A 22057-nucleotide genomic window follows, 5' to 3' on the forward strand; every position below is an offset into this window, starting at 1 on the left:
TTGGTTACTTTCTCCTAGCCAATTTTAGAATCTCTTCGAATAAAGGGACATCTCCAAGTCAGTATTTAATACCCTTCCTCGGGGATGGTGTGTGACATCCCCGAATTTACCTTGCTTTCATTAATTTACATTTTTGATAGAAAACATTATTCCTCTGCTTAGATTTTTCTGGCCAAAAATTTGAGCACCAATAAAAGAAGTGCATTTTCTTATGGATGCGCTTTTTTTATTGGAATAAATTTCTTTTAATAAAAAATATTTTTGAAAAAGCGCCGAAAATGGTATACTTGCTATAAAAAATACTGATAACTATTCAGATAGGAAGGTCACAGATGAGAATTCACTATTTACAGCACGTCGCCTTTGAAAATCCCGGCAGTATTCTAAAATGGGCCCAAGCCAACAATTATCCCGTCACTGCGACACAATTGTATAACGATGAAGCGCTTCCAGAGGTGAGTGATTTTGACTGGCTGGTGGTGATGGGGGGGCCGATGAACATTTATGAAGAAGCGCAATACCCCTGGCTGAAGGCCGAAAAAGCATTCATTAAAGCCGCTATTGAAGCCAACAAGGTAGTCCTAGGACTGTGTCTCGGCAGTCAGTTGATTGCGGATATCATCGGCGGGAAGGTTGTGAAAAATAAGCAAAAAGAAATCGGTTGGTTTCCGATCACGTTTTTTGAAGAAGCCAAAGCATCGCCACTGTTTGCCTTTTTCCCGGACAATCCAGTCGTGTTTCACTGGCATGGGGACACCTTTGTCGAGTTGCCGCCGGAGGCCACCGTCATTGCAGCCAGTGCCGCCTGTCAAAACCAGGCCTTCGTCTACCAGAAACGGGTTTTTGGCTTTCAGTTTCATCTGGAAAATACCCAGGCAATTATTAAAGATCTGATTAAAAATTGCGGCGATGAAATGATCCCCAGTGATTTTGTACAGCGGCCGGAGGAAGTCATGGCCCACCCGGAATACATCCTTCAGGACAATCTCTGGATGGCAGCTTTTTTAGACCAGCTGAAACTACTGGTTGAAGCTGACCGGATTTAATAAAAATCTTTATTCACAACAACTGACTGGTGAAAAAGTGGGTAAATATAAATCAGAATCTATTTAAGCAATTCTAAAATTCAAAAGAGTTGATCAAAAATTGCTTTGCGTTTAGTTTCCACAAACAATTTTGTAACGTGTAGGCGAACAGGCGATAGCCTGTACGCCGTACAGTGTAAAAATTGTTTCGTGCGAAACTGAATGCGAAGCTCACGGCACTTGTGCAAAAGTCTAAGAAACAATTTGATTGAAAGGAATTTTATAATGAAAAAGGTAATGCTTAACGAAATGACCGCCCTGGAAGTTCAGGAACTGTTAAAAAATGCCGATCAGGTCACCGCCATTGTGACCTTTGGATCCTGCGAGAGCCATGGCTGGCATTGCTGCCTGGGGCCGGATTTTTTTGTGCCCTCCGAGGTGGCCAAACGCGTGGCGCAGAAGCTTAACAATGTGGTAGTGCTACCCTGCGTTCCCTTTGGGACTTCGATTCATTATAACTCTTACCCGATGTCAATCACCTTGCGCTATGAAACCGAGATTGCCATTGCCGAGGATATCTTTGAGAGTCTGATTAACAATGGCATCAAACACATTTATATTCTAAATGGTCATGACGGTAATATTCCGGCGCTCGAAATAGCCGCCCATAAGGTCAAGGATCGCCATCGCGAGGCAAAATTTCTTTATCTGCCGGATTGGTGGACCAAGGTTGGCCCGATTATGGGTGACCGCTTTGAAGTCTGGAACGGACTGGGCCATGGCGGTGAAGGCGAAACCTCGATTATGATGGCGCTACGCCCGGAACTGGTCAAGCTGGAAGATGCGGTATCCCAGGTACCGGAAAATGTCATTAAGATCAATGAAAAGGTTGACATTATCTGGGATATCAAGGAACTCACGGCCACTGGGGCCACTGGCGACCCCACAAAAGCCAGCATAAAAAAAGGCGAGCAAATGCTTGAGATCTTTGTCGATTTGGTGGCCAGCGCCATTGAAGAAATGAATAGCCGGGGTTGGGAGTATTAGTTTTTTGGTGGTAAAAGGATAGTTCTGATAAAATGAAAAGAGGTGGTTAAGTAATGAAAAAATTAATGGTGCTACTGACAATGCTTGGTTTAGTCGTGTTCCTGTCGGGCTGTTCGCTGATCCCGGGAATTTTTGGCAACAAGTCAGAGTCGGTAAAAAATCAGGAAATCACTCTGGCCTTGTCGTTTGGTGAGAAAACCGGCACTTATACGGGTCAATTGGTCAAAGGTTTACCCCAGGGGAATGGTGTCTTTACTGTTTCCGACGAGGATGAAGTGGCCTGGACCTATGAGGGCGAATGGGAACAAGGTCATTTTCAGGGGAGCGGGCAAACTGTCTGGGAAGATGGGTTTATGCAGGAAGGCTACTACCAGAATGATTTGTTAAATGGGCCGGGACAAGAATATCTTAATAAGAATCTCATATATGATGGCAATTACACTGATAATCGTTATGACGGACAGGGTACGCTTTACAACTATTATGGCGAGGTGATTTACGAAGGTGATTTTGACATGGGCTACTATAACGAGACGCTGGTTCAGCGAAAGGTGCGCCTGGATCCGTTTAAAGCGCAAACCGCAGAAATATCCTACGCCGAAATCGTTGATAACGCCAAAAACGAAACTGGAAAAAAAGTCAAGATGACAGGGCGGGTTTTTCAGGTTTATGAAAATTATGAAAATCAGCAATACTTCTGTGATTTTATCATGGATGTCAATGATGATCCTAATCAGATGGTTCAGGTTTATTATCGCTTGAATTCGGGTGAAGCACCGCTGGTTGAAGGTCAAATGGTAACGGTCTGGGGTACCGTTGAATACCTCTATACCTACACCACCGATGGCGGCGAGGAAAACACCATTCCTAATGTGGAAGCCTGGAGTGTGGAATAGAATTTAATAACTGTAACCCAGAAAAACTCCCGGTCATACGACTGGGAGTTTTTAGTATTGGCAGTAGTGCGCTAATTCAGGGTAATAATATCGGATCCGGCAAATTGGAAAGGTAAATGATATTGACCGCTACCGATATATTCAGCAGCGGCATAGTCCCACCAGGGTTTGCCTTCATGACGGAGCCGCATCTGATTATCACCAGGGGTTCCAAAATCAAATTCAATCAGGATATCACCTGCATTGTAGCCTTCAACCGTAAAATTAAGAACCTTGATGGTCCCGCCGTTATCAGTGGTTGAAACAACACTATAATCACCGGTTGCATTGCTAAGAGGGTTGGGGATGTGCTCGGTATAGGTCGTTTGAGAAATCGACAACGAATTGCCATAATCGGTTTTATACCATACGCCATAGATTTTGTTAATGAATTCTTCCGGGGTTAGCACAGACTGGGTATTGGCTTGGGGGGCGGTCAGGATGTATTTTCCTTCAATCGTTGCACTGGAAAAGCCTTTATCGCTCACTGCGACGGCTTTAACCGTGGTTTCGCCAAGGGGTAGGGGAATGGCACTGGTGTATTTTGGCGAGGTCTTGTCAGGAACACTGCCATCAATGGTATAATAAATTGTATCACCAGAGTTACCCTTGATGATTTCCAGGTTTTGGGTACCCTCATAGCTGCCCGGAGCCAGGTTAAAACTGGGCTTTTTAACCAGATAGCTGTCTTTGTTTTGAATGTAGCTTTGATCCCCAGTTTCTTTGGCGGCCCGTTCCAGTAAGGCCAGAATTTCAGCTTCGGATTTTCCGGAGGTTGCATAGGAACTGAGCAGTTCGTCATAGAGTTTTTTTAGTTCATCCTGATCGGTGGTTTTCTCAATTTTTTCTTCACTGGTCAGATTGGCTGAGGCAAACTGATTGTACAGGAAAAAAGTGAGGCTACCAAGAATCAGAATACTACCAACAATTGCCAGGATGATAATCAATTTTTTTTTGCTTTTTTTTGGTGGTGGAACAATTGGTGATGAGTGGTTTTGATTTGAGTCGACCTCAGTTCGCTCCAGTTCAGCCCAATTTAATTCGTCATGAGCTGATTTGGCGTCATTGCGGTCAGGTGAGTGTTCGTGATCAGTCATTTTTACCCCTCCTTGTCCGGGTTGGAATCGAAACACGTAAAAATTCTGCGCTACAAAAGTTAAAAAATGGCAGGGAATTGATCATCCAAATAATTAACCGTGTCGTTATTAAATCTATACCCATTTACCGGATTTTTATATAGTTGTTATTGACGAGTTTTAAAAAATATGAACAATCTAATCAGTTGGATTTTGAAATCTGCTTAATTTGCTTTATAATAGTGAATAACCGGCAACGAATCATGCCTGTTTCGCCTTGCTCATGAGTATTTTGTCTGCCGGATAAAAAATGATTGGATGGATTCTATGTATAAAATACTAATTATCGAAGATGATCAGATTATTGCCAGGGCACTGAAAAATCATTTGGAAAAATGGGGACTTGAAGCAGCGGCCATCGACGATTTTCATTATATTTTGGATGACTTTGTGGCCTACGATCCCCAGCTGGTGCTTCTGGATATCTCGCTGCCATTTTTTAACGGCTACCACTGGTGCAGCGAGATCCGCAAAATTTCCAAGGTGCCGATTATCTTTATTTCCTCCACCAGTGACAATATGAATATCGTTATGGCCATGAATATGGGCGGGGATGACTTTATTTCCAAGCCCTTTGATTTGGCGGTGGTGATGGCAAAAATTCAGGCCCTACTGCGGCGAACCTACTCCTTTCAGGGTCAGGTCAACCTGCTGGAACATAAAGGTGCGATTTTGAATCTCGGTGATGCCAGCCTTCATTATGCGGATCAAAAAGTGGAGCTGAGCAAAAATGAGTTTAAGACCCTCCAGATTCTGCTGGAAAACAAGGGCGAAGTGGTTTCCCGGGATGTGATTATGAAACGGCTCTGGGACAGTGACTGCTTTGTGGATGACAATACGCTAACGGTTAATATCGCCAGGCTCCGCAAAAAACTGGATGAGGCCGGATTGTCGGATTTTATTGCCACCAAAAAGGGCATTGGCTATTTGATTGGAGACTAAGATGAACATGACATTTGTTTTTAAGGCCTACCTGAAAAGCCGGATCAAGGTAATTGCTGCCTTTGTGTTAATGATGCTGGTCTATGCGCTGGTCTATGCGCTCTACTATCTGCCGCTGGAGCCGATTGTTTACAGTGCCGAATTAGTAACGGCACTGGCAGTCGTTTTTGCCAGTATCGATTTTTGGCGCTTTTATCAAAAACATCAGCGTTTGAATGCAGCAATTAGCGGGGCCACTGCCGGGTTAGGGGAATTACCAAAGCCCCGGGGTTTACTGGAAGAGAATTATCAAACCTTGATCCGGGTGCTGGCCAAGAGCCGGGCTGAACTGATCTCTCAGTTTGATAACCGTCAAACCGATATGATTGACTATTACACCTTATGGGCCCACCAGATTAAAACCCCGATCTCGGCCATGGGGTTGTTGCTGCAGACCGAAGAGGGGGAACGGGAACGGATCAGTGCATATCGGCAGGAGCTTTTTAAGATCGAACAATACGTGGAGATGGTGCTGCAGTATTTAAGGCTGGAGAGCATGTCCGCAGACTTGCTACTGGTTGAGTATGATCTGGGGGATCTGGTTAGACAGGCGGTGAAAAAATATGGCATTATTTTTATCAATAAAAAAATATCGCTGGAGTTGGCAGAACTCGATTGCCGGGTTCTGACTGATGAAAAATGGCTGGTTTTTGTGTTGGAACAGATTATTTCCAATGCCCTGAAGTACACTAATCAGGGTAAGATTTCCATTTATCTGGATCAGTGCGCAGAAAAAACCCTGATCATCGAAGATACCGGCGTCGGCATCCGGGCCGAAGATATAGCCCGGATTTTTGACCGGGGCTTTACTGGTTACAATGGCAGAATGGATAAAAAATCCACTGGGATTGGTCTTTATCTTTGTCAGCAGGTGTTAAATAAGCTCTCACATTCGATCACGGTATCCTCCCAGGTGGGTCAGGGTACCCGGGTCAGCATTGATCTGGCAACCCGAGGCTTTGAAGCGTTATAGGCCAATCTTACAAAAGTGTAAGATTAACAACCGAAATGTAAGCCAAAGCGATGGCTGGCGCTTTTCTTTTTCGTTATACTTTGGTTATCGATAAAATAAATCTAAGATCAGGGGAAAAAATATGCGATTACTTGAAGTAAAGAATTTAAAGAAAATTTATACCACCCGTTTTGGCGGAAATCAGGTTCAGGCATTATCCAACGTCAGCTTCTCGGTGGACCAGGGCGAGTACGTGGCTATTATGGGGGAATCCGGTTCGGGAAAAACGACCCTGCTCAACATTCTGGCCTCGTTGGATAAGCCTACCAGTGGCGAAGTATTTCTTGATGGAAAGAACATTGTTACCATCAAGGACAGTGAGATCTCAGCCTTTCGGCGGGACAATCTGGGCTTTGTTTTTCAGGACTTTAACCTGCTCGATACCTTTTCGATTCAGGATAATATCTTTTTGCCGCTGGTGCTGGCTCAAAAAAATTATCAGGAAATGAACAGCCGACTGGGTCCCTTGGCCAAACGATTAAACATCGAAGAAATTTTGCCGAAATTTCCCTATGAGGTTTCCGGGGGACAAAAACAGCGGGCGGCTGTGGCCCGAGCGTTGATTACCCAGCCCAAGCTGGTACTGGCCGATGAGCCGACCGGAGCCCTGGATTCCAAGGCGGCAATGAATCTGCTAAAGATTTTTTCAGCCATCAATGAACTGGGTCAGACGATTCTGATGGTTACTCATTCGGTGGCAGCTGCCAGTCATGCCAACCGGGTTTTGTTTATTAAAGATGGCGAAATTTACAATCAGATCTATCGGGGTTCGATGAGCAACGATGATATGTATCAGAAAATCTCCTATACGTTGTCGGTGCTGGCGTCGGGAGGTGAGGATTGTGAATAAATTCTTTTATCCCCGGCTGGCACTGGTTAACCTCAAGAAGAATGGAAATACCTACATTCCTTATATTCTAACCTGTATCGGATCAATCATTGCTTTTTACACCATGGTTTCGATCCACAGTAATAAGGGCCTCGATCAAATGCCCGGATCTACGAATTTAAAAATCATACTTTTTCTGGGCATCATCGTAATCGGTATTTTTGCGGTGATCTTTCTTTTCTACACCAATAGTTTTTTGATCAAGCGGCGCAAAAAAGAACTCGGGTTATACAGCATCCTGGGCCTGGAAAAAAAGCATATCGCCCGGGTGTTATTTTATGAAACCGTCTTTGTGACGGTGATCAGCCTGAGCCTGGGACTGATCGGCGGCATACTGATTGGCAAACTGCTGTTTTTACTGCTTTTGAATATCGTTCATTTCAAGAGCCCCTTAAGTTTTCATATTGATTATTGGGGGCTGTTAATCACTACCGGGGTGTTTCTGGTGATCTTTGGCTTGACGCTCCTGACGAATTTTTTACAAGTAAAACTCTCAAACCCCATCGATCTCCTAAAAGGCGGACAACATGGGGAGAAAGAACCAAAATCTTCCTGGATCGTTACCGTGATCGGGCTGATTTCGCTGGGGGCGGGCTATGGAATTGCCCTGTCAGTTAAAACGCCACTTGAGGCACTGATGCTTTTCTTTGTAGCGGTAGTATTTGTAATCATCGGAACCTATGCCCTATTTATTTCTGGAAGCATTACCCTGCTAAAACAACTGAAAAGGAACAAAAAATTTTATTATCAGTCCCGCAATTTTATTTCAGTATCGGGGATGATTTACCGGATGAAACAAAACGCTGTCGGGCTGGCCAATATCTGTATTCTAAGCACCATGGTGTTAGTTACCCTGTCGACAACGGTATCGCTGTATGTCGGCCAGGAAGGGATGCGGCGGGATTTTTATCCCATGGATGTCAGTATTATCGGAGAAGTAGACAACACCGATTTCGCTGAGGTCAAAGCGACTGTTGAATCGGAAAAAGAGAAACTGAAGATAAGGAGTAGCGATGAAATTTCTTTTGATCTGGCTCGTTTTCGAGCTTTTCAGGAAGGTAGTCATTTTCTGAAGGATATGGTTGAGGATGAAAGCACCGATGCCAGGTATTATGAAAGGATCTCGAACATAACCCTGATTCCCCTGGACGACTATAACCGCTTAACCGGTGGCAATAAAAGTCTGGCTGAAAATGAAATGCTGATCTTTTCGGTGGGTGACAATTATGGCCAAGCGACCATTGTTTTTGGCGATGCGCAGTATCTGATTACTGAACAGCTGGAAGCCATTCCAATGGACTTTAAAAAGACCCAGGATATGGGCCAAACCTACTACCTGATTGTCAAAGATGATGCCGTCATGGAAGCTGTTTATCAGACCATGAAGAATGACGATGATCCCCAGACCACTCTTCATGCCCTGATGTTTAATCTCGATGGGGACGAGGACACCCTCAACACCTTTTCGGCTAATTTGCGGACAGCGATAACCCAGAGCAATCCGGATATCAACATCCAAAACCTGTATGAAGCATTGACGGAATTGTATTTCTTTTTTGGTGGATTTTTGTTTCTGGGGGTATTTTTAGGATCACTCTTTATGATGGCCACGGTGTTGATTATTTATTTCAAACAGATTTCCGAAGGCTATGAAGACAGTGAACGGTTTGAGATCATGGAGAAGGTGGGAATGGATAAAACCGAGGTTAAAAAAACCATCCGTAAGCAGATTCTGATGGTGTTCTTTTTGCCCCTGGCCGGTGCCATTGTTCATGTGGCTTTTGCCTTCCCGGTGATCACCAAAATGCTGGCTGCCTTCCGGCTGACCAACGTAACGCTGATCTTTTTATGCACTCTGGCTGGTGTTGTCGTTTATGCCCTGGTTTATACCGGCGTCTATCTGCTCACCGCCAGATCATACTATAAGATGATTCATTAAGAACAACTGCGGCAACTAAAAAATCCCCGATTTCAGGGGATTTTTGACTATCAAAAAAGATAACCTAGTACCGACAATTGTTACATCATGTTGTGACCTAGGGGTCAGACCCTACGCATCGGGGCGGACATGGCAGAGCCTGTCCGATCCCGCAGCGAACAACAGATTAACAATTGGTCGGTACGGTAGTTTGTGCGTTTCCTATTTCAGGGGATTTTTTTGAAGTAGTGCTTCCATGTCTTTAACGCTCATGGGTTTGCCAAACATAAAGCCCTGAATGCAATCGCAGTTGTTGGCTTTTAAATAGTCCAGTTGGGTGCTGTTTTCAATACCTTCGGCAACAATGTGGGCATCCAGGTTATGACCAAGTGAAATGATATCGCCGACAATGCGGATTGAGGAATCCTGATCGGAGAGATCATCAATAAAGGATTTGTCAATTTTTAAGGTGTCAATCGGCAGCCGCCTTAGATAGCTCAGGGACGAAAACCCGGTGCCAAAATCATCCAGGGAAATTCGGACATTTAACGCTTTGATTTCATTGAGCATGTCAATGGTTTCTTCGATGTTATCGATAAAGAGGGATTCGGTAATTTCCAGTTCCAACTGCCTGGGATCCATGCTGGTTTCGGAAAGAACGTTTTTAACCGTGTCGACAAAGTTTTTGTCCCGCATTTGCACCGCCGAGACATTCACCGAGACGCAGAGATTCTGATCAAAACGCATATCCAGTTCCTTGAATTTATGACAGGCGGTCAGAAGCACCCAGTGGCCGATGCCGATGATCAGCCCCATTTCTTCAGCCAGGGGGATAAAGTTCATCGGAGCAACCCGGCCATAGTGGGGGGAGTCCCAGCGGATCAGGGCTTCAAAGCCGCGGATGCGATGATCCTCGGCATTAAACTGAGGCTGATACTCAATGAAAAATTCCTTATTCTCATAGGCTTTCAAGAGCAGGGATTCCATTTGAATCTTATTAAGAATTTCTTCTTTCATGTCCGGTCTGAAAAATTGAATGTTATTGCGGCCCAGCTCTTTGGCCTTGTACATTGAGGTATCGGCACTGTTAAGCAGCTCAATGGGATCCTTGCCATCCTGCGGGAAGACCGAGATACCGAAGCTGGCACTGACTTTAAATTCTGAGCAGCTGGTTTTGATTTTATCACATAGTTCATTGCGCAGGCTTTCCACGTAGTTGTAAGCAGCATCTTCTTTGATATTCCGCTGAATGATCAGGGCAAATTCATCGCCGCCCAATCGGCCAAGTAAATCATCTTCATGAACGAGCTCCTTCAAACGCTTGGCAGTATACCTTAAATAGTCGTCACCATAGAGATGGCCCATGGTATCATTGATTTTTTTAAAATTATCCAGATCGATAAAGACAATAAAAAAGGATGCCTTTTCATTTTCGGAAAGATTAACGAGCAGATGCAAGCGTTCCAGAATCATTTTGCGATTAGGGAGCTCGGTCAGACCATCGTAATACGCCAGAAAATGGAGCCGTTCTTCGTTCTTCCTTATTTCTTCATTGAAGGCCTGAAGTTCCTGATTCTGAACGGTCAGTGTCTTTTTGGTAAGGATTAGTTTTTTGTAGAGCCGGGCAATTTTTTCTTTTTGCGAAGTAACCGCATTCAGACGAACCACGGCTTTATCATAGCGATTCAAATTCAGATAAAAAGTTGCTGAAGCCAGGCAGAAAATAAAGCAGAACAGCAGATTTTGAATTAAAAAATAAACCGGGCTAAAAAGAAATCCGTCAACTGGCAACAAAAAGGTGACATACAAGCCGCAGACAAAGGTGGTTATGGCAATGTAATAAAGCATCGTTATTTTTAATCGCATCAGTGAAAGGATAATCATCACAAACGAAACAGACCATACTGCCGGACCGATAATCTGGTAGTATTGGACGACGATAAAAGCCAGAGTGATGGATTGGGTGAGTGAAACGAGATGATCAAATAAATTGATGGCCAATTCTTTTCGGGAAATGAATTCAAAGCTTAGCCCCAGCAATAAAAATATCCCGCTGTTTAACAGTACCTCAAATAAATTGCCGTCCCAAAAAAAGTACACAACAATGATATTGGCCAGGGCGCCCAAAAATAAAAGGGGCGACGCCCACATACAGGTGATTAGATTTTGATAATATAATATTTGGGCAGGATCATCTTCGGCATTTAATAAATCGAACACAACCGGTATGGTTCGCTTGAATTTAATGTTGTTCATCATACCACCTCTTTACCATTAAAGAATTACAAATATGCTGCTCTATTGTATCATTTTTGGGATCTGATTGCGAGTGATAGAACGCTAACTAAAAAATTATCTGCAGTGATTTCAGGAAAGCCGTTTTTTAGCCTTAAGGCATCTAAAAAAACCTGTACTTTTGTCATATCCATGTTATAATATAAACACAATTAAATAAGAAATGTAAAAAATCATTTAGGATGAAAATTTCATTGAGGGAATCTGGTTAGAATCCAGAACGATCCGGTCACTGTAATTAGTTATGTCTCCTTAATATGTCACTGGGCACGTATTGTCTGGGAAGGCAAGGGGAATAAACGCTATAAGTCAGGAAACCTACTAAAATGATGTACTAAAGTGTCCTTCCAGGGAAAAGGGAAGTTAGTAACATTAACAAAAGTTGGTTCTTTGGCGTTTAGTTATCGAATTGATGAATACGTATAATGATGAAACCTTTTTTCCCATCGTAATGTGGGTAAAAGGTTTTTTTTTCGGAAAGGTTTTTTCAAGAGGTTATAAAAATATGGAGGTTGATCGTTAAGATGAAAAAAGCAAAAAGAACCATGACCGTTGCCGGTATTGTGTTTTTTATGGTCGTTCTGGCATCACAGCCAGTCAACGCCATGCATATCATGGAAGGGTTTCTGCCGATTGGCTGGGCAGTCTTCTGGTGGATATGTTCCCTACCGTTTATCGCATTTGGATTATATCAGGTGGGAAAAATATTTAAAGATAAACCCGAACAAAAAGTGCTGTTAGCCATTGCCACGGCGTTCACCTTTGCTTTATCAGCGTTTAAACTTCCTTCGGTAACTGGCAGCTCTTCACATATGACCGGGATTGGTTTGGGTGCCATTGTACTGGGTCCCTTTGCCACTGTAGTGGTTGGTACCATTGCGCTATTGTTTCAGGCGCTGCTGTTGGCTCATGGCGGACTGACAACCCTGGGCGCCAATGCCTTTTCAATGGCAATTGTGGGATCTTTTGTGGCTTATGGGATTTACAAAGGTTTGTCAAAACTCAACGTGCCGAAGGCCTTAACCGTTTTTCTGGCGGCGTGTTTAGCCGATCTGGCAACCTATGTAACCACTTCCATCCAGTTGGGCCTGGCTTTCCCGGATCCGGTTGGCGGGATTGCCGCTTCAATGGTTAAGTTTTTAAGTATCTTTGCGATTACCCAGATACCGCTGGCCATTATCGAAGGTATTTTAACCGTCCTGGTAGTTAATGCTATTTACCAATATAAAGAAAAGGGGATTATTTCCAATGAAACTCTCACTGATAACTAAAGTTATTCTGGTTTTGCTGATTGGCGCCCTGATTGTTATCCCTCAGATTGCTTTGCCGGACGCTGAATTTTCGGGAGCCGATGATGCCGCCGGAACAGCTATCACCACAATCGATGAAAATTATGTGCCCTGGTTTGAAAGTTTGTTTGATCCCGGCGATCTGGAAGAAAACCTATTTCATTTCCAACAGCTGCTAGGCGTCGGCGGACTGGGAATCTGCTTTTTCTATCTTTATAAAAAATCGAAAAAAAATGAAAAGGCTGATAAATCAGCTTAGCCAAATATTAACAGCATCTTTAGAAGGAGACGGACATGATTGATCGTTTTGCCCATACCAATAAACTCAGTAATGCCAATCCTACTGTCAAAGTAGTGGTTTCATTGGTCATGCTCCTGTCAGTCTTTTTTATCAATCAACCCCTGTATATGGCAGGGGTTTTTGGTGTTATGGTGGGTTGTACCCTGCTGTGGGCAAAAATTCCGGTACGGATTTATCTACATACCTTGATTTTTGATTCGCTCTTTGTTATTCCCGGAGCCCTGGCGTTATTGTTTACGATCTCAAAAGGTGGCGGCGATTATTTATGGGCCGTTAACTTTTCCCAGTTCACCATCGGCATCACCACCACCAATCTGGTGCTGGCCAGTCTGGTTTTTTGCCGAGCTATGGCTGGTGTTTCCTGTATGCTTTTTTTAATTTACACCACCCCGGTAATGCAGATCGCCGGAGTCATGAAAAAAGCTCACATCAGTAATACGTTTTTAGAAATATTTATTTTAACCTACCGCTTCATCTTTGATTACTGGGACAAAATAAAACTGATGGCAACTGCGCAGGAACTGCGGTTTGGCTACCGTAATGTAAGAGTTGCACTCCAATCCATCGCAATGATGTTAAGCAATTTATTTCTCATGGCCATCCAGAGCTACGAGGAAATGACAAAAACCCTGGAGCTGAAGCAATACCAGGGAGACTTTCATGTAAGCTATCGGAAAGGTCTTAAAAATGATTAAAACAGAAAATTTAACCTATCAATATCCAGATGGCACCATCGCTCTCAAGGGGGTGTCGATTGACGGCAGCCGGGGCAATTGCATCGCCCTGATCGGCGAAAACGGGGCCGGCAAATCGACCCTGATGTCGGCCTTGATTGGGCTACTCAAGCCGACCGGGGGAACCGTTTTTTTTAAGGATCAACCTTTATCCTATCAGAAAAAAAAACTTTATGAATTTCGCAAATCGATTGGGCTGGTCATCCAGGAATCGGATAAGCAGGTCTTTTATTCCGGCATTTATGACGATGTGGCCTTTGCCCTGCGAAACATGGGCATGGCAGCGGAGCAAATCGATCAGCGGGTGCAGGCGGCCATGGAAGCGACTGGTATCACGCAGTTGGCTGACCGACCGGTTCACTATCTGAGTTATGGACAAAAGAAACGGGTGGCCATGGCCGGGGTGTTAGCCGTCGAGCCGGAGATCATCCTGATGGATGAACCGACCCTGGGGCTGGATCCCAAAAGCAAGGCCGGGGTTAAAGCGATTATTGAAGGCGCTTTGGCCAAAGGCATCAAGATTATTTTATCCAGCCATGATATGGATTTTATTTATGAATTTTGTGATTATACTTATGTGCTCCATCATGGCGGGGTACTGGTCGAAGGTGAAACCACCGACGTTTTTAAAAACACCGAAGCCCTGGAAACGGCCAGTCTGGAACAGGCGACGATGACTCGCCTGGAACAGTGTCTGGGGATTAAAGGGTTTCGCAGTATTGCCGCTCTGGAAGAAGCGATCAGGAATCAGAAAAAGGAGGTTCAAACGGATGAAACTGGTAGTAGCGGGCATTAATCATAAGGATACACCTTTAGAAATTCGGGAGAAAGGGGCTTTTCTCCATCGCACCCTGAATGAAGCGATCCGGACCCTTTTAGGTGAGCCGGATATCGCCGAGGTGATCATTCTGTCGACCTGCAACCGCAGCGAGATCTATGTGTCAACCCGCCACCCTGAAGCAGCTGGAAAGATCTTAACCGATTTTTATCTCAGCGAAAAATCAGCAGAACTGGCGCCCTATCTGTTTGTCAAAAAAGAGCGGGAAGCGATGGTTCATCTCTATGAGGTGGTCACCGGTCTCGACTCGATGATTCTGGGTGAGGACCAGATCCTTGGCCAGGTCAAGGATGCGCTGGAAAAATCTCAGGCAATTAAAGGCTGTGGCAAATACCTGACAAAAATGTTTCGCGAAGCGATCACTTTTACTAAAAAAGTAAAAACCGATTATAAAATTTCCGAAACCCCCTTATCTTTAAGTTCAACCGCAGTGAAGCATATCAAGCGGGAGTATCCTAATGATTATGGCGATAAAAAAATACTGATCATCGGTTCGGGAAAAATGGGCGTGCTGGCACTGCGCTATATGAAGGCCGAGGGCTTTCAGAATCCCTACATGACCAACCGGACCTTTCATAATATGGATCAGTGCGAAGCGATTCATGAAAACGTCCAAACGATCCACTATGAAAACCGCTATGCGATTATTCCTGAAATGGATGTGATTATTACCGCCACCGCATCACCCCATGTTGTTTTAAAGGCCGATGAAATGAAGCCGCTCCATAAACCGCTGACAGTGATCGATCTGGCGCTGCCCCGGGATGTCGAAGAAGCCGTTGGCAATTTGCCGATGGTTACGCTGCTGACCATTGATGATTTTAAAAACATCATGGATGAAAAGATGGCCTATCGGGTCAAAGTCGCCGAAAAAATAGCAGCCGAAATTCAGGATGAAATCGATGGACTGTTGTCCTGGGTGACGCACGCCAAGGTCGACAACATGGTCCGGGATTTAAACGAAACCTCCCGGCAACTGGCCGAGGAAACGATTGAGAACCTTTGCGGAAAATTAAACCTGACCGAAAAAGAAGAAGTCTATCTGGCCAAGGTAATCCGCTCTAAATTTAGGGAAATGGTGATGCCGCCGATTAAACAGCTGAAGTCGCTGGAATGCGAAGAGGAAATTATTGGCATTGAAAAAACCGTGACCTACCTGTTCCCGGGTATTCAGGACAAAAAAACATTGGCAGATCAACAAAATGATGACACCGCTGTTATTTAATTTAAAAAATAAAAAGGCCCTGGTGGTCGGCGGCGGGAAGGTGGCCGCCAGACGGATTGTCATCTTATTGGAAAACGGCATGCAGGTGATCGCTGTGAGTCCGGATTTTTCTGAGGGGATTATTAAAACAGAGAACAATCAGCTGACCCTGATTTATGCCAGCTATCACAAAGATCAGTTGGCTGACATTGATCTGGCGGTGGCGGCAACCGATAATCGTGCCTTGAATGGGCAGATCAAAAAGGACTGTCAAGCCCAAAAAATCTGGTGTAACCGGGTCGACGATCCCGATGATTCGGATTTCATTTTTCCCAGCGTCATTCGCCGGGGGGACTTAACCCTGTCGGTCTGTACCGAAGGGGCAAGTCCCTTCTTAACGAAGCAGATTGTTGCTGAGTTGGCCGAGCACTATGATGACAGCTACACCGAAAAAACCGCCTTATTGCGATTGCTGCGCCAGGCAGTTTTAGCTGGCGATGGGTCGCCGAACGAAAAAGCCGCAGAACTAAAAGCCTTGTCCCGATGTTCCAATGCGGAACTCAGGTCAAAACTAGGAAAATAACTGACAATTGGAGATAGGATAAATGAATATAAAAGTTGGAACACGGGGCAGTACCCTGGCCCGCACCCAAAGCCAGTGGCTGATTGATGTACTGGCGAAAGCCCATCCGCAGGTAAACTTTGAAATGGTGATTATTAAAACTAAAGGTGATCTGGTTCAGGATAAACCGCTTGATAAAATTGGCGACAAGGGCTTGTTTACCAAGGAGTTAGAAGATGCGCTACTATCCGGTGAGATCGATATGGCCATCCACAGTATGAAGGATATGCCGTCAAAGCTGCCGGAAGGCCTGGTCTTAACGGTGCCACCGGTTCGGGAGGATCCCCGGGATGTCCTGTTGACACCCCATCGGATTACTGCCCTGGATGAGTTGCCCAAGGGTGCTGTGGTGGCCACCGGCAGCAAGCGGCGAATTGCTCAGCTGCAGAAACTGCGGCCGGATGTGGAAATTGTGGGTATTCGTGGTAACATCGACACCCGAATCCGCAAAATGCAGGAGCAGCAATTGGATGGCATCATTCTGGCGGCAGCCGGGTTAAAACGGATTGGCCGCTTGGAAGACTCAGCCTACCAGACCGTGACCTTACCGGAGAATAGCTTTATCCCGGCACCGGCCCAGGGCATCCTGGCGGTGGAAGTTCGGGAAGGCAATCAGATGGTTAACGAACTGATGGCTGCCATCAGCGATCAAAACACCATCATTCAGATGGAAGCGGAACGAAGTTTTTTAAATGCCTTAAACGGGAGTTGTCATATTCCGGTGGGCGCATTTTGCGAAATAGAAGCAGCGGAAATTACAGTATACGGATTGTATGGTCTGGAAGATGGGAGTCGGGTGGTGACCCGATCCATAAAAGGTGCACCTGAGGAGGCAGAAAATTTGGGAAAACAATTAGCTAAAGCATGTTATCAGGCAGTGCATGAAAAACCGGGAAAGGTCTATCTGGCCGGAGGCGGTTGCGGCGATCCCGGCCTACTGACCGTTAAAGCCAAGGATATTCTAACTAAAGCTGATGTGGTGGTTTATGATGCTCTGGTTAATGAAAGCTTTCTAAATGACGCCCGCACCGATGCCGAAATAATTTATGTTGGCAAACGGGCTGGCAATCATGCCATGCGTCAGGAAGATATCAATGCCCTGTTAGTCCAAAAAGGCCAGGAAGGTAAATTGGTCCTGCGCTTAAAAGGCGGCGACCCCTATGTCTTTGGCCGGGGTGGCGAAGAAGGGGAAGACCTCTATGACGCTGGGGTACCCTTTGAAGTGATCCCCGGGATTACCTCGGTTATCGGCGGACTGGCCTATGCCGGGATTCCGATTACCCACCGGGACTGTGTATCATCGTTTCATGTCATCACCGGGCATTTAAAATCGAACGCCTACGACGGTTCATCAGATCTGGACTGGCCGGTGCTGGGCAAACTCAAAGGCACGATCGTCTTTTTAATGGGCGTTAAAAATCTGGAAAAGATCTGTGACGAACTGGTTAAAAACGGCATGAATCCGGAAATGCCGGTGGCTGTGGTGCATCGGGCCTCCACCCCCTATCAGCGGGTGGTCACCGGAAACCTGACCACCATCTATGATATTGCCGCGGAAGCAAAAATCACGGCGCCGAGCCTGATTGTGGTCGGCGAAGTCGTGAATAAAAGGCAAAAACTGCGCTTCTTTGATGAAAAACCATTGTTTGGCAAAAACATTATCGTCACCCGGTCCCGGGAACAGAGTTCTCAAATGGTTGAAAAGATCACGGAGTTGGGTGGCAATGCCATTGAATTCCCAACCATCAAAATTGTCCCCATTAACGAAGCCGCCTGTGACGAAAAGGTGAAGTGCCTTAAGGACTACAGCCATATTATTTTTACCAGCATCAATGGCGTGGAAGTCTTCTTTGATTCGTTGGCCCGCTGTGGCAAAGATGCCCGAGCCTTTGGCAACCTGCATATTACCGCCATTGGCGAAGGTACCAAAAATGCCCTCTTAGCCCGGGGCCTGCAAGCCGATTTTGTGCCGGATAAATATGTCGGCGAAGAACTGGTCAGCGGTCTGGTGCCGCTGCTCACTAAAGACAGCCGGGTGCTGATTCCCCGATCTAAAAATGCCCGGATCTATGTGGTCGAAGAATTGTCAAAAATCTGTCCAGTCGACGAGGTTCAAAGCTACGAAACCATCCGCGAAGATCATGCCACTGTTGATCCGCTGGCAATGTTAAATAACAAAGAAATTGATTATATTACCTTTACCAGTTCCACCACCGTCGAGTTTTTTGTCGAAAAAATCGGCGCCGCCCATATTGATGCCATTAACACCGCAAAATGCGTATCGATTGGGCCCCAGACCTCAAAGAAATGTGTTGAGCTGGGTATCACTGTCGATATCGAAGCCGAAACCTATACCATTCAGGGCATGCTGGATGCGATTTTGAAGGATTCACAGAAATAAAACTTGAGTAAAAGAGCTGAAGTAGTACCGACAATTGGTTACATCATGTTGTACGCATCGGAGCGGACATGGCAGAGCCTGTCCGATTCCGCGGCGAACAACAGATTAACAATTGGTCGGTACGGTGCATGCAAATAACTAGAAGTAAATTAGGAGGTCAGCAATATGTTGCCAACACGATTACGAAAAAATACGGCGGTTCGGAATTTAATCCGGGAAACCCAGCTGTCCATGAATGATGTGGTTTATCCGCTGTTTATAGTCGATGGACAGGGAGTGCGCAAAGAAATCGGCTCGATGAAAGACCAGTACCACCTGTCTTTGGATATGCTCGGGGCGGAAACCCTGGCGTTAAAAGAACTGGGCATTCGTTATGTCATTTTGTTTGGAGTCCCTGACGAAAAAGACGGTGAAGCTACCCCTGCCTTTGTAGCCGATGGTCTGGTTCAGGAAGCCATTCGGGTGATTAAAAAGGTTGATCCGGAAATGTATGTGATCACCGATGTCTGTTTGTGTGAGTACAAGAGCGACGGCCATTGTTGTTTCTTTGAAGAAAACGGTGAGATCCGCCGGGCTCAGACCCTGGAAACCTTAAGCAAAACGGCGCTCAGCCATGCCGAAGCCGGAGCTGATATGGTCGCCCCTTCGGACATGATGGACGGCCGCATCGATCATATGCGAGAAACCCTTGACCGAGCCGGTTATGAATCGATTCCGATCATGGCTTATTCGGCCAAGTTTGCTTCCAGTTTTTATGGCCCCTTCCGGGATGCCGCCAACTCGGCCCCAGCCTTTGGCGACCGCCGCAGCTATCAGATGGATCCGGCCAATTCCCGGGAAGCCTTAAAAGAAATGGTTCTGGATATCGATGAAGGAGCTGACATTGTGATGGTTAAACCTGCCATGCCGTATCTTGATATCATCGCTCAGGGCAAGGAACTTTCTTATTTACCGATGGCCGCCTATCAGGTCAGCGGCGAATATGCCATGATCAAAAATGCTGTCGATGCCAATCTGATGGATCGCCGGGCGATTTTTGAAAGCCTGATCAGCATCAAACGGGCTGGCGCCGACATCATCATCACCTATTTTGCCAAAGAACTGCAGGCGATGCTGAAGGATTATCAATAACAGCAAATCATTTATAAGTCATGAATCTATTGTTTAAGACAAACGCAGTACCGACAATTGTTACATCATGTTGTGACCCCTTGGTCATTGGTCGGTACGGTTGGGAGCGAACACCTGAGTTTTACACGATAGTGAAATAATTATTATTGGAGAGATTATGAATCGAGAAAAATCAGAACAATTATTTATCGAAGCCGAAAAATACATCCCTGGCGGTGTCAACAGTCCAGTACGGGCCTTTAAATCAGTGGAGATGCCACCGGTTTTTATTGACCATGGCAAGGGTGCCAAAATTTATGATGTTGATGGCAACGAGTATACCGACTATATCTGTTCCTGGGGGCCACTGATATTAGGTCATGTCTCACCCGTTTATTTTGACGGGATTCAGGAAATGCTGCAAAAAGGCACCAGCTTTGGAGCTCCAACCGCCATTGAGGTTGAGGTTGCCAAACTGATCACTGAGGCCTATCCCACCATGGAAATGGTGCGGATGGTTAGTTCCGGCACCGAAGCGACGATGAGTGCCCTACGGGTCGCCAGAGGCTATACCGGCCGGGATAAGATCATCAAATTTGAAGGCTGCTACCATGGCCATGCCGATGGCCTGCTGGTAAAATCCGGGTCCGGCACCTTGACCTTTGGCGTTCCGACCAGCTCCGGGGTGACCCCGGGCACAGCTAAAGATACCTTAGTAGCAACCTATAACGACATTGCCAGCGTCAAAGCCCTCTTTGCCGAAAACCCCGGCGAAATTGCCGCCATCATCGTCGAACCAGTGGCCGGTAACATGGGCGTTGTTCCACCCGATCTGGGTTTTATGAAAGAGCTGCGGGTCATTACCGAAGCCGAAGGAACAGTATTGATTTTTGATGAAGTCATTACCGGATTCCGTCTGGCTTACGGTGGTGCCCAGGAAGTCCTGGATATTAAACCGGATATGACCACGCTCGGTAAGATCATTGGTGGTGGCATGCCGGTTGGTGCCTACGGTGGACGTCGGGATATTATGGCTACCGTAGCCCCCTTAGGCGGTGTTTATCAGGCGGGAACCCTATCCGGAAATCCCATCGCCATGAAAATGGGACTCAACACCCTGACCTACCTCCGGGATCATCCCGAGGTTTACACCGAAATGGAAGAAAACGCCAAGCTGTTAGAAGCCGGTTTTAAGGCCAACATTGAAAAAACCGGTGTCAAAGCCCAGATGGTCCGTTTCAAAGGGATGACCTGCTGCTTCTTTACCGATGTCCCCATTGATGGCTATGCTGCCGTGATGACCTCGGACACCAAAGCCTACACCAAATATTTTAAAGCCATGCTGGACGCTGGCAACCTGATGCCGCCAGCCCAATTCGAAGGTATTTTCCTCTCCGCCGCCCACACCAAAGCGGACATTGAGAAAACCATCGAAGATCACTACCAGGCATTACTGTCTTTATCTGAATCAAAATAGAAATAATAACATAAATAGGAGAACCACTTAATGGAAAAAAAAGCGTTACTGGTCATCAGTTTTGGTACATCTTACCCTGAGACCCGAAAAAAAACCATCACAGCTACCGAGAACCGCTTAAAAGAAGCATTCCCGGACCATGATTTTTATCGAGCCTTTACTTCTCGTATGATCATCAACAAACTGAAGAGCCGGGACAACGAATCCGTGGATACCCCGCAAGAAGCCCTTAAAAAGCTGAAAACAGCTGGTTATACCCACGTGCAGTGTCAGACCACCCATATCATCAACGGTTATGAGTATGACATTACCCTAAAAGAACTGAAGGCCTTTGAAAAAGACTTTGAATCCCTGACCCTGGGCCGACCGCTGTTAACCACGGTTGAAGATTACGAAGAAACGGTGGACATCGTGATGAAACAGATGCCCAAGCTCAAAAAAGGCGAAGCCCTGGTTTATATGGGCCATGGCAGCGATCACCACGCCAATTCCACCTATCCCTGCCTGGATTATATGTTTAAAATGAAGGGCCATGAGGATGTTTATGTGGGGACGGTCGAAGGTTTCCCGGAATTGGAAAACATTGTGCCGTTACTTCTGGAAAAGAAATATAAAAAGATTTATCTGGCGCCCTTTATGCTGGTAGCCGGTGATCATGCGATTAATGACATGGCCAGTGATGAAGAAGATTCCTGGCGAACCGTTCTTGAAGAACAGCGGTTTAAAGTCGAATGTATCCTGGAAGGCCTGGGTGAATATACCGGCATTCAGAACATGTTTTTAGATCATTTAAAGAAAGCACAACCCGTTACAGAAATGTAGGGACATTATAGAGTTTAGGAG

Annotated in this window: 19 protein-coding genes and 1 riboswitch; of the genes, 17 read left to right on the top strand and 2 right to left on the bottom strand. The window is 45.6% G+C overall.

The window, feature by feature from the left end; all coding sequences use genetic code 11:
• The first annotated feature begins 332 nt into the window (after positions 1-332).
• From BI182_RS03455 to BI182_RS03465, 3 genes are all read left to right on the top strand, one after another.
• Positions 333-1046 carry a type 1 glutamine amidotransferase gene (locus tag BI182_RS03455; protein WP_070369565.1) on the top strand — a complete coding sequence of 238 codons (714 nt, stop codon included), beginning with the start codon at positions 333-335 and terminating at the stop codon, positions 1044-1046.
• A gap of 264 nt (positions 1047-1310) precedes the next feature.
• Entirely contained in the window at positions 1311-2072 is a 762-nt protein-coding gene (locus BI182_RS03460; RefSeq protein WP_070369564.1) for a creatininase family protein, read from the top strand.
• 53 nt (positions 2073-2125) lie between these two features.
• A complete protein-coding gene (locus tag BI182_RS03465; RefSeq protein WP_070369563.1) occupies positions 2126-2968 on the top strand; it encodes an MORN repeat-containing protein in 843 nt (280 codons plus the stop codon).
• Between the two features lie 71 nt (positions 2969-3039).
• On the opposite strand, the gene BI182_RS03470 is transcribed toward BI182_RS03465, so the two are convergent.
• Positions 3040-4104, bottom strand: a complete 1065-nt coding sequence (locus BI182_RS03470) for a chitobiase/beta-hexosaminidase C-terminal domain-containing protein (RefSeq protein WP_286805565.1) — start codon at positions 4102-4104, stop codon at positions 3040-3042.
• Positions 4105-4410: 306 nt separating this feature from the next.
• Here BI182_RS03470 and BI182_RS03475 point away from each other — a divergent pair, with 306 nt between their 5' ends.
• The 4 genes from BI182_RS03475 to BI182_RS03490 all read left to right on the top strand — a co-directional run bounded on the left by BI182_RS03475 (position 4411) and on the right by BI182_RS03490 (position 8964).
• Entirely contained in the window at positions 4411-5085 is a 675-nt protein-coding gene (locus tag BI182_RS03475; RefSeq protein WP_286805567.1) for a response regulator transcription factor, read from the top strand.
• A gap of 1 nt (position 5086) precedes the next feature.
• Complete coding sequence (locus BI182_RS03480; protein ID WP_286805569.1) at positions 5087-6097, top strand: sensor histidine kinase; 1011 nt, start codon at positions 5087-5089, stop codon at positions 6095-6097.
• A 121-nt stretch (positions 6098-6218) separates the two neighbouring features.
• Positions 6219-6986 (top strand): ABC transporter ATP-binding protein, encoded by a 768-nt coding sequence (locus BI182_RS03485; RefSeq protein ID WP_286805571.1) that lies wholly within the window; start codon positions 6219-6221, stop codon positions 6984-6986.
• Entirely contained in the window at positions 6979-8964 is a 1986-nt protein-coding gene (locus tag BI182_RS03490; protein WP_286805573.1) for an FtsX-like permease family protein, read from the top strand. Before BI182_RS03485 ends, BI182_RS03490 begins: the two co-directional genes overlap by 8 nt.
• Positions 8965-9165: 201 nt before the next feature.
• On the opposite strand, the gene BI182_RS03495 is transcribed toward BI182_RS03490, so the two are convergent.
• Positions 9166-11202, bottom strand: coding sequence for a putative bifunctional diguanylate cyclase/phosphodiesterase (locus BI182_RS03495; protein ID WP_250934522.1), 2037 nt, complete (start codon positions 11200-11202; stop codon positions 9166-9168).
• 198 nt (positions 11203-11400) lie between these two features.
• A riboswitch (cobalamin riboswitch) is annotated at positions 11401-11578 on the top strand.
• Between the two features lie 184 nt (positions 11579-11762).
• Here BI182_RS03495 and BI182_RS03500 point away from each other — a divergent pair.
• From BI182_RS03500 to BI182_RS03545, 10 genes are all read left to right on the top strand, one after another.
• On the top strand, positions 11763-12509 hold the full coding sequence (locus tag BI182_RS03500) for an energy-coupling factor ABC transporter permease (RefSeq protein ID WP_070369556.1): 747 nt from the start codon (positions 11763-11765) through the stop codon (positions 12507-12509).
• Positions 12487-12786 carry an energy-coupling factor ABC transporter substrate-binding protein gene (locus BI182_RS03505; protein ID WP_070369555.1) on the top strand — a complete coding sequence of 100 codons (300 nt, stop codon included), beginning with the start codon at positions 12487-12489 and terminating at the stop codon, positions 12784-12786. The genes BI182_RS03500 and BI182_RS03505 overlap by 23 nt, the downstream gene beginning before the upstream one ends.
• A 35-nt stretch (positions 12787-12821) precedes the next feature.
• A complete protein-coding gene (cbiQ, locus tag BI182_RS03510) occupies positions 12822-13523 on the top strand; it encodes a cobalt ECF transporter T component CbiQ (RefSeq protein WP_228879248.1) in 702 nt (233 codons plus the stop codon).
• On the top strand, positions 13516-14358 hold the full coding sequence (locus BI182_RS03515; protein ID WP_228879246.1) for an energy-coupling factor ABC transporter ATP-binding protein: 843 nt from the start codon (positions 13516-13518) through the stop codon (positions 14356-14358). Before cbiQ ends, BI182_RS03515 begins: the two co-directional genes overlap by 8 nt.
• Positions 14333-15625 (top strand): glutamyl-tRNA reductase, encoded by a 1293-nt coding sequence (gene hemA, locus BI182_RS03520; protein ID WP_286805578.1) that lies wholly within the window; start codon positions 14333-14335, stop codon positions 15623-15625. The genes BI182_RS03515 and hemA overlap by 26 nt, the downstream gene beginning before the upstream one ends.
• Positions 15603-16187: a precorrin-2 dehydrogenase/sirohydrochlorin ferrochelatase family protein gene (locus BI182_RS03525; RefSeq protein ID WP_286805580.1), complete on the top strand. Its 585-nt coding sequence runs from the start codon at positions 15603-15605 to the stop codon at positions 16185-16187. The genes hemA and BI182_RS03525 overlap by 23 nt, the downstream gene beginning before the upstream one ends.
• A gap of 22 nt (positions 16188-16209) precedes the next feature.
• Positions 16210-18627, top strand: a complete 2418-nt coding sequence (gene hemC / locus BI182_RS03530) for a hydroxymethylbilane synthase (RefSeq protein ID WP_286805582.1) — start codon at positions 16210-16212, stop codon at positions 18625-18627.
• Positions 18628-18792: 165 nt separating this feature from the next.
• Positions 18793-19758 carry a porphobilinogen synthase gene (gene hemB, locus BI182_RS03535; protein WP_070369549.1) on the top strand — a complete coding sequence of 322 codons (966 nt, stop codon included), beginning with the start codon at positions 18793-18795 and terminating at the stop codon, positions 19756-19758.
• A gap of 157 nt (positions 19759-19915) precedes the next feature.
• Complete coding sequence (gene hemL / locus BI182_RS03540; RefSeq protein WP_286805584.1) at positions 19916-21214, top strand: glutamate-1-semialdehyde 2,1-aminomutase; 1299 nt, start codon at positions 19916-19918, stop codon at positions 21212-21214.
• Positions 21215-21244: 30 nt separating this feature from the next.
• Entirely contained in the window at positions 21245-22036 is a 792-nt protein-coding gene (locus tag BI182_RS03545) for a sirohydrochlorin cobaltochelatase (RefSeq protein WP_228879227.1), read from the top strand.
• The last annotated feature ends 21 nt before the right edge of the window (positions 22037-22057 follow it).

This window comes from Acetobacterium sp. MES1, from assembly GCF_002237635.1.
Taxonomy (GTDB): Bacteria; Bacillota; Clostridia; order Eubacteriales; family Eubacteriaceae; genus Acetobacterium; species Acetobacterium wieringae.